Source organism: Arthrobacter sp. NPDC093139, assembly GCF_044754165.1.
Taxonomy (GTDB): domain Bacteria; phylum Actinomycetota; class Actinomycetes; order Actinomycetales; family Micrococcaceae; genus Arthrobacter.
This window is the reverse complement of the sequence record NZ_JBIVOO010000001.1, coordinates 245,814-259,929: the sequence shown is the minus strand read 5'-3', so window position 1 is coordinate 259,929 and position 14,116 is coordinate 245,814. Positions and strand designations below refer to the sequence as shown.

General features: G+C 65.4%; 9 protein-coding genes. 3 read left to right on the top strand and 6 right to left on the bottom strand.

Annotation, left to right across the window (positions count from 1 at the left end; genetic code table 11):
- Nucleotides 1-45: 45 nt before the first annotated feature.
- Nucleotides 46-1,833, bottom strand: a complete 1,788-nt coding sequence (gene aspS, locus ACIP90_RS01365; protein WP_400576078.1) for an aspartate--tRNA ligase — start codon at nt 1,831-1,833, stop codon at nt 46-48.
- 95 nt (nt 1,834-1,928) lie between these two features.
- Here aspS and ACIP90_RS01360 point away from each other — a divergent pair, with 95 nt between their 5' ends.
- Complete coding sequence (locus ACIP90_RS01360; RefSeq protein ID WP_400576077.1) at nt 1,929-3,203, top strand: APC family permease; 1,275 nt, start codon at nt 1,929-1,931, stop codon at nt 3,201-3,203.
- 49 nt (nt 3,204-3,252) lie between these two features.
- Here ACIP90_RS01360 and hisS read toward each other — a convergent pair whose 3' ends face one another.
- On the bottom strand, nt 3,253-4,617 hold the full coding sequence (gene hisS / locus ACIP90_RS01355) for a histidine--tRNA ligase (RefSeq protein WP_400576075.1): 1,365 nt from the start codon (nt 4,615-4,617) through the stop codon (nt 3,253-3,255).
- Between the two features lie 251 nt (nt 4,618-4,868).
- Here hisS and ACIP90_RS01350 point away from each other — a divergent pair, with 251 nt between their 5' ends.
- Together ACIP90_RS01350 and ACIP90_RS01345 are read left to right on the top strand one after the other, a co-directional pair.
- Nucleotides 4,869-5,669: a peptidylprolyl isomerase gene (locus tag ACIP90_RS01350; protein ID WP_400576073.1), complete on the top strand. Its 801-nt coding sequence runs from the start codon at nt 4,869-4,871 to the stop codon at nt 5,667-5,669.
- A 71-nt stretch (nt 5,670-5,740) separates the two neighbouring features.
- Complete coding sequence (locus ACIP90_RS01345; RefSeq protein ID WP_400576071.1) at nt 5,741-7,387, top strand: DUF349 domain-containing protein; 1,647 nt, start codon at nt 5,741-5,743, stop codon at nt 7,385-7,387.
- Nucleotides 7,388-8,097: 710 nt separating this feature from the next.
- Here the strand turns inward: ACIP90_RS01345 and ACIP90_RS01340 are convergent.
- The 4 genes from ACIP90_RS01340 to yajC all read right to left on the bottom strand — a co-directional run bounded on the left by ACIP90_RS01340 (nt 8,098) and on the right by yajC (nt 13,911).
- The gene (locus ACIP90_RS01340) at nt 8,098-10,491 is read right to left on the bottom strand and encodes a RelA/SpoT family protein (RefSeq protein ID WP_400576069.1); all 2,394 of its coding nucleotides are present in this window, start codon (nt 10,489-10,491) and stop codon (nt 8,098-8,100) included.
- A gap of 149 nt (nt 10,492-10,640) precedes the next feature.
- Nucleotides 10,641-11,657: a protein translocase subunit SecF gene (secF, locus tag ACIP90_RS01335; protein ID WP_400576067.1), complete on the bottom strand. Its 1,017-nt coding sequence runs from the start codon at nt 11,655-11,657 to the stop codon at nt 10,641-10,643.
- Nucleotides 11,657-13,414, bottom strand: coding sequence for a protein translocase subunit SecD (gene secD, locus ACIP90_RS01330; protein WP_400576065.1), 1,758 nt, complete (start codon nt 13,412-13,414; stop codon nt 11,657-11,659). Before secD ends, secF begins: the two co-directional genes overlap by 1 nt.
- Before the next feature lie 110 nt (nt 13,415-13,524).
- Nucleotides 13,525-13,911 carry a preprotein translocase subunit YajC gene (yajC, locus tag ACIP90_RS01325; RefSeq protein WP_400576768.1) on the bottom strand — a complete coding sequence of 129 codons (387 nt, stop codon included), beginning with the start codon at nt 13,909-13,911 and terminating at the stop codon, nt 13,525-13,527.
- Nucleotides 13,912-14,116 lie beyond the last annotated feature (205 nt).

The window sequence follows — 14,116 nt, the reverse complement described above, 5'->3', positions numbered from 1 at the left end:
GGAGCCCCTGAGGCTCATTTGTTGAAGCCACTGAGCCTGTTGAAGCTACTCTCCCTGTTTCCCCTCAAGCTTCTTGACCTCGGGCCTGAAGTCGACGCCGGCTTCCTTGCGCTGCTGCGGGGTGATGGGCGCCGGAGCGTCCGTGAGGGGGTCGTGGCCTCCGCCGGACTTCGGGAACGCGATGACGTCGCGGATGGAGTCCACGCCTGCCATCAGAGCCACAACGCGGTCCCAGCCGAAGGCGATGCCGCCGTGCGGCGGGGCGCCGTACTTGAAACCCTCGAGCAGGAAGCCGAACTTGGTCTGCGCATCCGCCCGGTCGAGTCCCATGAGTTCAAAGACGCGCTCCTGGACATCGCGCTCATGGATACGGATGGAACCGCCGCCGATTTCGTTGCCGTTGCAGACGATGTCGTAAGCGTAGGACAGCGCCGATTCCGGATCCTTGTCGAAGGTGTCCAGGAACTCCGGCTTGGGCGAGGTGAAGGCGTGGTGGACAGCTGTCCACTGGCCGCCGCCGACGGCGACATCTCCGGACGCTACTGCAGCGGCGGCCGGTTCGAACATCGGCGCGTCCACCACCCAGCAGAAGGCCCAGTCGTTGGGGTTGATCAGGCCTGTGCGGTGCCCGATCTCAACGCGGGCCGCGCCGAGCAGCGCACGGGACGGCGTCTTCTCACCGGCGGCGAAGAAGATGCAGTCGCCGGGCTTGGCGCCCACCGCGTCGGCCAGGCCGGCACGTTCGGTATCGGTGAGGTTCTTCGCCACGGGGCCGGCCAGCTCGCCGTCTTCCTTGTACAGCACGTACGCCAGGCCCTTGGCCCCGCGCTGCTTGGCCCACTCCTGCCACGCGTCCAGGGCACGCCGCGCCTGCGACGCGCCGCCGGGCATGACGACGGCGCCGACGTAGGGTGCCTTAAAGACGCCGAAGTTGGTGTCCTTGAAGAATTCCGTCAGCTCGGTCAGTTCCTGGCCGAAGCGGAGGTCCGGCTTGTCGGAACCGTAGCGGGCCATGGCGTCCGCATAGGTGATGCGCTGGATCGGCGTCGGGATCTCGACGTCGATCAGCCTCCAGAGCGCCTGCACGATGTTCTCGCCGAGGGAGATGATGTCGTCCTGCTCCACGAAGCTGGCTTCAATGTCCAGCTGCGTGAACTCCGGCTGACGGTCGGCGCGGAAATCCTCGTCGCGGTAGCAGCGGGCGATCTGGTAATACTTCTCGAAGCCGCCCACCTGCAGCAGCTGCTTGAAAAGCTGCGGCGACTGCGGCAGCGCATACCAGGAACCCGGGGCCAGGCGCGCGGGGACCACAAAGTCGCGGGCGCCTTCCGGCGTCGAACGCGTCAGGGTCGGGGTTTCGATTTCCACGTAGCCCTCGCGGTGCAGGAGCTCGCGTGCGACGCGGTTGGCCTCTGAACGGAGGCGGAGGTTGCGGCTGGGGCCGGGACGGCGAAGATCCAGGTAGCGGTGCTTGAGCCGCGCCTCCTCGCCGACTTCCACGTGCTCGTCGATCTGGAAGGGCAGCGGTTCTGCGGTGTTGAGGATGATCACCTTGTCTGCCATGACCTCGATCTCGCCGGTGGCGAGTGCCGGGTTCTCGTTGCCCTCGGGGCGCTTGGACACCGTGCCGGTCACCTGCAGGACGTACTCGTTGCGCAGGCCGTGGAACACCTCTTCCTCACGGACCACGACCTGGGCGACTCCCGAAGCGTCACGCAGATCGACGAATGCGACACCACCGTGATCACGACGGCGACCTACCCAGCCGGCCAGGGTTACGGTTTGTCCAATATGCTCGGAGCGAAGCGACCCGAGGTCATGTGTGCGCAGCACAACATTCCTTTCAGAAGGAAGACAGATGTTTTATTAGGATCGTTGCGGGAACGATCCCGTCCGAGTTTACCCGCTGGAAAGGTCCCTGCCCCGCCATGCCGAAGCATCAGCACCTGCAACGGAGGCTCGGTGTGTTCGATGCCACGTCGATCGGCCTCGGATCCATGCTGGGTGCCGGCGTCTTTGTGGTGTTCGCCCCGGCCGCCGGGCTGGCGGGAACGCTGCTCGTCGTTTCCATCGTCGTCGCAGGTGCCGTGGCCTACTGCAACGCCATGGCGTCCGCCCAGCTCGCAGCCAAATACCCGGAAAGCGGCGGCACGTATGTCTATGGCCGCAAGCAGCTCGGAGAATGGCCCGGCTTCATCGCCGGCTGGGGGTTTGTGACCGGCAAGACGGCGTCCTGCGCAGCAATGGCGCTGACATTCGGGCAGTATGTCTCGCCGGATTTTGCCGTCCCTGTGGCCATCGCGGCCGTGGCCGTACTGACAGTGGTCAATCTTCTGGGCATCACCCGGACGGCGTTCCTGACGCGCATCCTGCTGGGCATCGTTCTGGCCACCCTCGTCTTTGTGGCTGTGGCCAGCATCCTTGGGCCTCATCCCGCGGATGCCGGCCCGTCGCCCTCCACTACCGTCCCGGACGGCTCGGGCAGCGCCTGGGGTGTCCTTCCCGCCGCGGGCCTGATGTTCTTCGCATTCGCCGGGTATGCGCGCATCGCCACGCTCGGCGAAGAGGTGAAAGACCCTGCCAGGGTCATCCCGCGGTCCATCCTGGGCGCCCTCGCGGCAGCGTTTGGCATTTACCTGGCCTTGGCGCTGCTGCTGCTGGGGCACCTTCCCCTGCCCCAGCTCGCCGCCTCGCCCGCCCCGCTGCTGGAGGCGGTGACGAACTCGGATTTGGCTGCCGGCGCGGCCTTCGTGCAGGGCGGAGCCGCTGCGGCATCCCTTGGCGCGCTGCTGGCACTTATCACGGGAGTGGGACGCACGGCGATGGCCATGGCGCGGGAAGGGGATCTGCCGGGCCCGCTCGCCCGGGTCGGGGGACGCCACACGGTGCCATTCATCGCTGAACTGGCCGTTGCCGCCGTCGTGATTGTGCTGTTGCTGACCAGCAACGTACTGACCGTGGTGGGCTTTTCCAGCTTCGGCGTCCTCGTGTACTACGCGGTGGCAAACGCGGCGGCATACAGCCTTGCGGACCGGCCATGGCACGCTCCGCGCTGGCTCAATGCAGCGGGGCTTGTGGGCTGTCTGGTCCTGGCCTTCACGCTGCCGCCGTCATCAGTCCTGACCATGGCGGCGGTGCTGGCAGCCGGGGTGGCGGGCCGGGCGCTGGTGCTGCAGCGGCGGGGCCGCCGCAGCACCAGCTGAGCAGTGCCTGAGCTACACGAGCTGAGCGTCACGACCGGCTGGAACGGGTCTACTCCGGGGAGCCACCTGTGACCCGGACGTACAGGTCTTCGTCCGACGGCGTCCACGTCGCCGGATCGGCGTCGACCTGCTCGCCCGAACGGATGTCCTTCACCTGGTGCTTGCCGTCGTCATCGGTAAACCAGACGAACGGAATGCCGCGGCGGTCCGCGAACTTGATCTGCTTTCCGAACTTCTCCGCCTTCGCGGCGACTTCGGTGGCGATGCCGCGGCTGCGCAGCTGCGTGGCGACGTCCTGGGCCTCGCCCCAGGTGTCGTCCGCATTGAGGGCGACCAAAACGGCGGTGGGGACGGAGCGGGACGCCTTTGCCAGGTCCTGGCTGAGGATGCGGGACACCAGCCGGGTCACGCCGATTGAGAGCCCGACGCCGGGGAACTTCCGGTTGCCCTTGCTGGCGAGGGCATCGTAGCGGCCGCCCGAGCAGATGGATCCGAGCTGCTCGTGGCCGACGAGCACGGTTTCCACGACTGTTCCCGTGTAGTAGTCAAGCCCGCGGGCGATGCTCAAATCGGCAATGACCTTGCCCGGTGCCCTCTTCACGGCGGCCTCGATGACCTGCTCGAGCTCGTCCAGGCCCTCCTCGAGGAGCTCGTTGCTCACCCCGAGGGAACGGACCTGGGCCACGAAGGACGTGTCCTCGGTGCGGATGCCGGCCAGCTTGAGCGCCGCCTGCGCCTGGTCATCGGTGGCACCGAGCTCGGTCTTGAGCAGCTCCGCAACCTTGGCCGGACCGATCTTTTCCAGCTTGTCGATGCTGCGCAGCACGCCGGCAGTGTCGTCCAGCCCGATGCCCCGGTAGAAACCCTCGGCCAGCTTCCTGTTGTTGATGCGCAGACGGAAATCCGGAATCGGTAGTGCGCCAAGCGCTTCGGCGATGACCAGCGCGATCTCGACGTCGTAGCGGAAGGGCAGGTCACCGTCCCCCACCACGTCAATGTCAGCCTGGGTGAACTCGCGGGCCCGGCCCTCCTGCGGACGCTCGCCGCGCCACACCTTCTGGATCTGGTAACGGCGGAACGGGAACGCGAGGTAACCGGCGTTCTCCACGACGTACCGGGCGAACGGAACCGTCAGATCGAAGTGGAGGGCAAGCGCGTGAGGGTCGTGCTTCCCTTTGCCTGCGCCAGTTGCGGCTTCATCTTCGTCGTCCTGAAGCCGGCTGAGACCATACACCTCTTTGTCGATCTCGCCCTTGCGCAGCAGCTGGCCCACCGTCTCCACTGCGCGGGTCTCGATGGAGGAGAAACCGTGCAGTTCAAAGGTTCGCCGCAGGCTGTCCAGGACATGCTGCTCCACCAGCCGCTCCTCGGGAAGCCACTCGGGGAATCCGGACAGGGAGGCTGTGCGTGCCATGGTGGAATTTCTCCTCAGGTAACCGACCGCCGGAGTCCGCTGCCCAGCATTCCGAAATCGCCATTGATCAAAAACGGCGGGCAAGGGCGGGAGTCCAGGCTGTCATGCATAAACTATGTGCGGCAGTCAGTTTATGCTTTTGGCGCCTGCATCTCTAATGCAGGCGCCGGAACAGGCTGCCGCCGTGCAGCTGCAGCCGGGGATGCCTTCAGCGGGCGACCCCGGGGCAGCCCGATAAACGAGGAGGACCTGTGGCGGCATCTCCACGCGATATGCGTGAAGCCAAGCGGCGTATCCAGCAGATGGAAGCCAAGCGCGAGCTTCGCCGCGACCAGGAGAAGCGGCGCAGGCGGGACAACCTGGTTGCAGGCGGCGCGGGAACGGCGGCGGTGATACTCGCCGTCGTGCTTCAGCTCGCGGTCTACTCCGGAAACCCGACCGAAGAGGAATTCGCGGCTGCCGAGGCGGGGCTGCAGTCCCCTTCCGCGACGCCGTCAGCGCCGGCCACCAACGCCGCCAACATTCCCAAGCCCGAAACAGCAGCGGGCAAGGTCTTCACCGGTGAACTCAAACTGAATCGCGGGGCCGTGGGAGTGCAGCTGGATGGCACTAAAGCACCGCAGGCCGCAGCTGTGTTTAAGTCCCTCGCCGATCAGGGCTATTACAAGGGCGTGAGTTGCCACCGGCTCACCACCGCCGAGAATTTCGGCGTGCTGCAATGCGGCTCCAAAAGCGGTGACGGGCAGGGCGACCCCAATTACACCTGGGGTCCGCTGGAAAACACGCCCGCGGACAACAAGTATGCGGCCGGCAGCATCGCGGTGGCCCGGACCGGCGGAAACGCCTATGGCAACGGGACACAGTTCTTCATTGTGTACAAGGACACTGTGATTCCGTCTGACGCCGCCGGCGGCTACACGGTCGTAGGCAAAGTGACTTCCGGACTGGACGTGGTCACAAAGATTGCGGCGGCAGGTCTTAAGCAGGGCGAAAATGCCACCGACGGCACGCCTGTGGAACCAGTCACGATAGACTCGTTTTCTCTGAAGTAAGAAGCCCGGGTCCCCAGGCGGCCCCAGGTGAATTACGAGAGTATTTTCCTCCAAGCGAAAGACTTTTAGCGGTGACAGACAGTCAGAAATCCGACGAAACAGCGGCAGCAGACCTGATTGAGGCTCCGGCTCCTCCGGCCGGGCCCGGGGAGGCAGCTGCCGAAGGTACCCAGGCCGACGAAACGCAGCCGGCAGAAGCTCCGGAGGAGGCTGCGCCGGCAGACGCTGCTCCTGCGGAAGCTGCTTCGGTAGAACAGGCACCGGCGGACGCTGGAGAAGAAGCTGCGGTTGAGGCACCCGCGCAGGACGCTGGAGAAGAACCTGCGGAAGAGGCACGCGCGGAGTCGCCCGCCGCCCACCCGGCCCCGTCGCCGCGGCCCGCCCCGTCACCGGCAGCTTTTGCTGCGCGCCCGAAGGCAGGCCCCGCGGCCACTGTCGCGCCGGTGACCGCGCCGTCGGCTACGTCGCTCGCTGAAGCGGCCCGCTGGGGCCGTGTTGAAGGAGACGGCCACGTTTTCCTGACCATCGACGGCGAGGAACACCCGGTCGGACAGTACCCGGACGTCAGCGATGACGAGGCCCTGGCCTACTTTGCCCGGAAGTACGACGACGTCGTGGCCCAGATCCTTCTGCTGGAGCAGCGGGTTGCGTCCAAGGCCCCCACCACGGACATGCAGAAGACCGTCACGCACCTGCGCGAGCAGCTGGCTGAGCGGAACATGGTGGGCGACATCCGTTCGGCTGAAGGCCGCCTGGACACGCTGGCCACACAGATCACCGAGCTCGAAAAGGCAGAGAAGGCACAGCACGACGCCGTCCGCGCAGCCGAACTGGCCGCGCGTGAAGCCATCGTCGCCGAAGCCGAAGCCATCTCGGGAACAGATCCGGCCCATATCCAGTGGAAGACCTCCAGCGCCAGGATGAACGAACTGTTCGAGAGCTGGAAGGCCGCGCAAAAGAGCGGAGTCCGCCTCGGCCGCAGCAATGAGGACGCCCTCTGGAAGCGGTTCCGTGCCGCCCGCACCGTGTTTGACCGCCACCGCCGCGCCTACTTCTCCCAGCTGGACAGCAACAACTCGGCAGCCAAGGCCGCGAAGGAAAAGCTGATCGCCGAGGCTGAGGCCCTGTCCTCCTCGACGGACTGGGGATTCGCTGCAGGTGAATACCGCCGCCTGATGGACGAGTGGAAGGCCTCCCCCCGCGCCAGCCGCAAGGACGATGACGCGCTGTGGGCACGGTTCCGTGCCGCCCAGGACGTCTTCTTCACGAACCGGCAGGCCGCGAACGACGAGATCGACCAGGAATACGCCGCCAACCTCAAAGTGAAGGAAGCCCTGCTCGAGGAGGCCAACACCATCCTTCCCGTCAAGGACCTCAGTGCCGCCAAGAAGGCACTGCAGTCCATCCGTGACCGCTGGGAGGACGCCGGAAAGGTGCCCCGCGCGGACATGGGACGTGTCGAGGCAGGACTGCGCAGGATAGAGGACGCCGTCCGGCAGGCCGAGGAGGAAAACTGGCAGCGTTCCAACCCTGAGACCAAAGCCCGCACCAACAGCGCCTTGAGCCAGCTCGAGTCCGCCATCGCCGGACTCAGGGACGACCTGGAGAAGGCCGAGAAGGCCGGGGACCAGCGCAAGATCAAGGCCGCCCGCGAAGCCCTTGACGCCCGCCAGGCCTGGCTGGACCAGATCCAGCGATCCGCCAGCGAGCTCTCCTAGTCAGAGTTCTGCAGGCCCCGCCCCGGTTATCCACATGACCGGGGCGGGGCCTGTACGCGTTCCGGCCCGTCAGGCACGATGGCTGGATGGAAGCGTCTACAACGCCCGGCAGGGCGTCTCCGCGCACGTCGGTCCCACTCGCATCGGGCGCCGCTGACTCCCCCGGCCAGTTCCTGGACCTCTACGCGCCCGGGCAGCTGTTTTCGTCGCCCGAGCTGCAGTCCATGGCGGCCGACGGCGTGCTGACGCAGCTCCACCAGCACGGCTACACCGTGCCGGGCGTTGAGGCTTCGCCCCAGCTGCGGGCACGCGCGGCAGCGAATGCGGTGCCGCCTGCCATCCGGCAACGTGTGGTGGCGGGACGGATGACGGCTGCCTGGATCTACGGGTGCGCCCGTGAACCGGACCGGATGGCCCTCCTGGTGGATGCCAAGCGCCGTATTTCCAGCCTGCGCGCAACCCGCGGCTGCACGCTCCATGAGGTACGGCTCGGTCCCTTTGATGTCGTCAGCCTCGGCGGCCTGATGGTTTCCAGCCCGCTGCGCACCGCACTGGACATCGCCCTGCACGTGGACGCCGAGCGTGCCGTCCCGGCATTGCGCCAGCTGTTGGAAAGGCCCGAACTTGATGTCCGTATCCGGTTGCTGGTGCTGGCAGTGGAGGCATCGCCCAGGCTGCCCCACAAGAAGGCGGCCCTGGACAAACTGGCCCTAGCTTCGCCGGCGGTTCCCCGTGGTCCGGTAGACATCAAAGACACCGTCGATCCGCCGGACGGCGCTAAGCACGTGGCTCAGGTACTTGGGATCACCCATCTCGAAGGCAAACTTGGAGATGGCCACACGGTCCGTTGACGTGTGCACACTCGCGGCGAGGATATTCACGTGGTTCTCCGAAAGCACGCGGGTGACGTCCGAGAGCAGCGACTTCCTGTCCAGGGCCTCCACCTGAATCTCCACGAGGAACACGCTGGACTGCGTCGGTGCCCAGTCAACATCCACGATCCTGTCCGGCTGGTCCTTCAGGTCGGAGATGTTCGTGCAGTCCGTCCGGTGCACGGAAACGCCCGAGCCCCGCGTGACGAACCCCAGGATGGGATCTGGCGGCACCGGAGTGCAACAGCGCGCCAGCTTGACCCAGACGTCGCCTACGCCCCGGACCACCACGCCGGAGTCGGAGAAACGCGCCTTGCTGACCTGGGTGGGGATGCTGACCTCGGTGAGGTCGTCTTCCGGCGTCTCGTTCCCGCCGAGCATGTCGACGAGCTTTTCCATGACGTGCTGCGCCGAGGTGTGTCCGTCGCCCACGCCGGCGTACAGCCCGGAGATGTCCACATATTTGAATTCCTCGGCCACTGCCGCCAGCGCATCGTGGGTCATCAGGCGCTGCAGCGGCAGGTTCTGCTTCCGCATGGCGCGGGTCAGCAGCTCCTTGCCACGGTCAATGGCCTCCTCGCGGCGTTCCTTGCTGAACCACTGGCGGATCTTGTTCCGAGCCCGGGCGCTCTTGACGAAGTGCTGCCAGTCCTGGCTCGGTCCGGCCCCTTCGGCCTTCGACGTGAAGATTTCCACCCAGTCGCCGTGGTTCAGTTCGCTGTTGAGCGGCACGAGCTTCCCGTTGACCCGGGCACCGATGGTGCGGTGGCCCACCTCGGTATGCACCGCATAGGCAAAGTCCACGGGTGTGGAGCCGGCCGGCAGCGCCATGACTTCGCCCTTGGGCGTGAACACGAAGACTTCCCTGGCATTGATCTCAAAACGCAGCGAGTCCAGGAATTCACCCGGGTCAGAGGTCTCCTGCTGCCAGTCCACCAGTGACCGCAGCCAGCCCATGTCCCCGTCGCGGGGGCTGCCTGGCGCCGCTGCCGTGCGGTTGGGCTGGTCCTTGTATTTCCAGTGGGCGGCAACGCCGTACTCGGCCCGCCGGTGCATCTCGTGGGTGCGGATCTGGATCTCCACAGGCTTGCCGCCCGGGCCGATCACGGTGGTGTGCAACGACTGGTACATGTTGAACTTGGGCATCGCGATGTAGTCCTTGAACCGCCCGGGAAGGGGGTTCCAGCGCGAATGCAGGGTGCCCAGCGCGGCGTAACAGTCGCGCACCGAGTCCACCAGCACGCGCACGCCCATGAGGTCGTTGATGTCGTCGAAGTCCTTGTCCCGGACGATCATCTTCTGGTAGATCGAGTAATAGTGCTTCGGCCGCCCGGTGATGGTGGCCTTGATTTTGGCCACGCGAAGGTCCTCGGCGATCTGGTTCCGGATCACGCTCAGGCTCTTTTCGCGCTCAGGTGTCCGGTCACCCACCATACGGACTATTTCCTCATAGACCTTGGGATACAGTGCGGCAAAGGAGAGATCCTCGAGTTCCCACTTGATCGTGTTCATGCCAAGGCGGTGCGCGAGGGGGGCAAAGATCTCGAGCGTCTCGCGTGCCTTGCGCGCCGATGACTCGGCGGACACGAAGCGCCACGTCCGGGCGTTGTGCAGGCGGTCGGCCAGTTTGATCATCAGCACGCGGATGTCCTTGGCCATCGCCACGACCATCTTGCGGACAGTTTCGGACTGCGCGGCCTCGCCGAAGCTGACCTTGTCCAGCTTGGTGACACCGTCCACCAGCATGGCCACTTCCGGTCCGAAGTCGGCCTTCAGGTCCTCGAGGGTATAGGGAGTGTCTTCGACGGTGTCGTGCAGCAGCGCAGCGGCCAGCGTGGTCCCGCTGAGCCCGAGTTCGGCGAGGATCGTAGCCACCGCCACGGGGTGCGTGATGTATGGATCGCCGCTCTTGCGCTTCTGTCCGCGGTGGCTCTGCTCGGCCACCACGAAAGCGCGCTGGATGAGGTCGAAGTCCTCTTTGGGATTGTTCGCGCGGACGGTCCGGAGCAGGGGCTCCAGGATGGGCGAATATGTCGCGGTGCCGCGGCCGGTCAGCCTCGCGAGCCGGGACCGGGTACGCTCGCGCCGGCCGGGAAACGTGGGACGCACGCCGGAGTTGTCCACCGGCACACCCGGGCCGGGACGTCCGGCAGCCACGAGACCAGTCTGCGGGCCCTGGCCCCGACTGTCATGACCGGCAGCCTCTGGCGCCGACGTCGAACGTTCTTCCAATGAAGCACCCCTCACGACCCGTTTAATTATTCCAGTCTATTCCCGCCGCGGGCCTGCCTGATAACCGGAACGTCGCCGAACGACAGCACACCGACGCAAAAGGCCGGATACCGTCGAATCGACGGCGTCCGGCCTTCAGCTTGAGACTGTCAGGCCTTGGCTGGTTCGGCGGAAGCCCTGGCAGCTGCGTCTGCACGGCGGTGCTCCACACGCTTTGCCTGCTTGACCAGTTCGGGCTCGTTCTGACGCAGCCACGCATACATCGGCGCTGCGATGAAAATCGTTGCTGCCGTGCCGATCAGGATCCCGACGAACAGCGCCAGCGAAAGGTCCCGCAGGGTTCCGGCACCCAGCAGGCCTGCACCGATGAACAGGATCGCAGCCACCGGGAGAATGGCCACCATCATGGTGTTGATCGAACGGACGAGGGTCTGGTTGACGGCCAGGTTGACTTCCTCGCCGAACGTCCGCCGGGTGGAAATGTCGATGTCGGCCGTGTTTTCGCGGATCTTGTCGAACACCACCACGGTGTCATACAGGGAATAGCTGAGCACCGTCAGGAAGCCAATGATGGCCGACGGCGTCACTTCGAAGTCGCTGAGGGCGTACACGCCGGCCGTGATGAACATCGTCACCACCATGCCCGCGATGGCCGACAGGGACATCTTCCAGGTCCGGAAGTACAGCGCCATGAGGACGGTCGCCAACCCCACGAAGATCACCAGGCCGATGAGCGCCTGCTTGGTGACATCGGCACCCCAGGTGGGCCCGACGAACGTCGAGGTCACCTCGTTGTCGGTGACGCCGTAGGCAGTGGTCAGGCCTTCCTTGATTTTCAGGGTTTCGTCGTCGGAGAGCTTGTCCGTCTGGATGCGCATCGTGGTCCCGGCGACGTTGGCGACGCGCGGAACACTGCCCGGGACGACGTCTTCCACGGCCTTTTCGCCGAGTCCCGCGTCCGTGCTCTTGACGTTGGAAACGGTGAATTCCGAGCCGCCCCGGAACTCGATGCCCAGGTTGAACCCGCCCTTGACCACCGGGATAAGGATCGACAGTGCCACCGCGGCAAGCGCGATCAGGAACCACAGTTTCTTCCGCTCGACAAAGTCGTAGGAGCGTTTTCCTGTGTAGAGCTCGTTACCGAATGTCGCAAAGCTTCTAGCCATTACTTGCCCTCCTTGTTGGCGCCCTTGGAGGAACCCGCAAGCTGCTGCTGCTTTTCCGCGAGGCGTCGTTCTGCGATCGTCATCCGGCGCTCCGCCTCGGCTGACGCTCCCGTATTCTTGGCGCGCACGACGGCGGGCCTTTCCTCCGGGGTCCGGATCCTGCCGGCGCCCCTGTAGAGCGGGACGGCGCCCAGGCGTTCGGGGTCGAGGCCCGAGAACCGGTGGCCTTCGCCGAAGAAGCGGGTCCGGGCCAGGAGCTGGAGGGTCGGGTGCGTGAACATGAAGACGACAATCAGGTCGGCGATGGCGGTCAGGCCGAGAGTGAAGGCGAAGCCGCGCACGTTGCCGACGGCCACGAAATAGAGCACCAGTGCCGCCAGGAGGTTGACCGCCTTGGAGGCCAGGACCGTGCGCTTGGCCCGCTTCCATCCGTTCTCGACGGCCGAAACCAGGCCGCGGCCCTCACGGAGCTCGTCACGGATGCGTTCGAAGTAAACAATGAACGAGTCGGCGGTCTGGCCGATGGCGACGATGATACCGGCGACGCCGGCCAGGGACAGACGGTAGTTTTCCGTCCACCCAAGAACGGCGATCGCCAAGTAAGTCAGTGCACCGGCCACAACCAGCGAGGCGATGGTGACGAAGCCGAGGGCCCGGTACTGGAACAGGGAGTAGACAACCACGAGCAACAGCCCGATAAGGCCTGCCAGCAGCCCCATCCGGAGCTGCTCACCACCCAGGGTCGCCGAAATCTGCTGCTCACTCTGGATGTCGAAGCTGATGGGCAGCGCGCCGAAGCGCAGCTGGTCGGACAGCGCTTTGGCGGACTGTTCGGTGAACCCGCCGGTGATCTGCGGCCGGCCGTCGGTGATCACGGCCTGGGCCCGCGGAGCGGAAATGACCTGGTCATCGAGGACGATGGCGAACTGCGACTTGGGATCGGTACCGGTCTCTCCGCCGGCCGCCACGTAGAACTGGTTAAGCCGTTCGGTGACCGTCTTGAACTTGGCCGTGCCCTCGGCGTTGAACTGGATGTTGACTGCCCACTCGTTGGTGACAGCACCCTGGGCGCCCTGCTGGAGCTGGAACGTAGAACCCTGGATCTCGACGCCCTTGACCTCAACCGGGCCCAGGATGTACTTGATCGCCGGGGTCTCGTCGGTGGCCGGCTCGCAGGTGACCAGCGGCTTGGCGGGATCCGAGCGCTCCTGCTTGTCCTGTGCAGGATTGGCACAGTCCAGTGCCTCAAACTGCTTCATGATGTCCGCTGTGATCCAGTTCGAATCGCTGCCGTTCTCCGGCTTGGCGGTGGGCTTGGGCAGTTTCGCCTCCGGGGTGCGCTCTGCCGCAGGAACCGGCGTTCCGGGCCCGTTCAACAGCACAGGACGGAAGTTCATATCGGCCGACGCCTGGATCAGCGCCCGGGTCTCCGAGGAGGGCGTGCCCGGAAGGCTTACCACGACGTTGCGGCCGGACTGGGTGCTGATTTCAGCCTCAGCGACACCCGAACCGTCGACGCGCTGGCGGATGATCGCGACCGCCTGGTTGAGCTGCTCTTCGTTGATGTCCGAACCGCCCTCCACCTTGGGCGCCAGGATCATCTGGGTGCCGCCCTCAAGGTCAAGGGCCAGCTTGGGGGTCCAGCTGGCTTGTCCGGCCATGGTGCCGCCCGCGAGGACGGCCGTCATGACAGCCAGAATTACGCCAAGCCAGACCAGCACCCTGATGGCTGATTTCTTGTGGCCAGTTCGTGCCATTGTCGATCTTTCTGTTATTACGGAGCAGCCGCCGGTGCGGGCTGCTTGCCCGTCCCGACGGCGGGCCGCGGCCGAAGAGATAATAAGCGGCGCGCTAACGCGCCGGTGGACTAGATGTCCTTCTTGCCTTCGTCGTTGCTGCGCTTCGCGGCGTCGTCCTGGGCTTCGGCCGTTGTCGGCGCGCTGCCCTCGGTGTCGACGGTAAGGGAGGAAGCGTCGTCCGGCACGGGGGTGGTGTCAGCCGCCGCGGGTTCCAGGATCTTGGTGACGGCCTGGCGGTGGACGGTGGCCAGGTTGCCGGGAGACAGTTCCAGTACAACCTTGTTCTCCTCGTTATCGATCGAGACGATGCGGCCGAAAAGGCCGAAGCTCGTCATGACCTCAACGCCGGGAGCGAACTGCGACTGCAGCGCGGCCTGCTGCTGCTGAGTCTTCTTGTTGCGGCGGAACATCATGAAGATAAAGATGCCGAGCATGACGAACAGCAGGATGGTCATGATGTCGATGCCGCCACCGGCCTGAGGCTGGGCCTGGGCAGTTATATTTCCGAACACGTGGAAGTTCCATTCTGTACTTGCGTAGCTGGTTGACAGCAGCGTCCGTTTCGCGCCGCACTCCCGGGCAGAATACATGCCCGGGTCGGCCGTCCCCCGGAGGGCGGGCCGCGGAAACGAAGACACGGACGTGCCGAGCGTCATTCCA

What these genes read in the sequence shown, in the direction of transcription:
- ACIP90_RS01360 (WP_400576077.1), top strand. Translation starts at nt 1,929, where the DNA reads ATGCCGAAGCATCAGCACCTGCAACGGAGGCTCGGTGTGTTCGATGCC.
- hisS (WP_400576075.1), bottom strand. Translation starts at nt 4,617, where the DNA reads ATGGCACGCACAGCCTCCCTGTCCGGATTCCCCGAGTGGCTTCCCGAG.
- secF (WP_400576067.1), bottom strand. Translation starts at nt 11,657, where the DNA reads ATGGCTAGAAGCTTTGCGACATTCGGTAACGAGCTCTACACAGGAAAA.
- secD (WP_400576065.1), bottom strand. Translation starts at nt 13,414, where the DNA reads ATGGCACGAACTGGCCACAAGAAATCAGCCATCAGGGTGCTGGTCTGG.
- yajC (WP_400576768.1), bottom strand. Translation starts at nt 13,911, where the DNA reads ATGACCATCCTGCTGTTCGTCATGCTCGGCATCTTTATCTTCATGATG.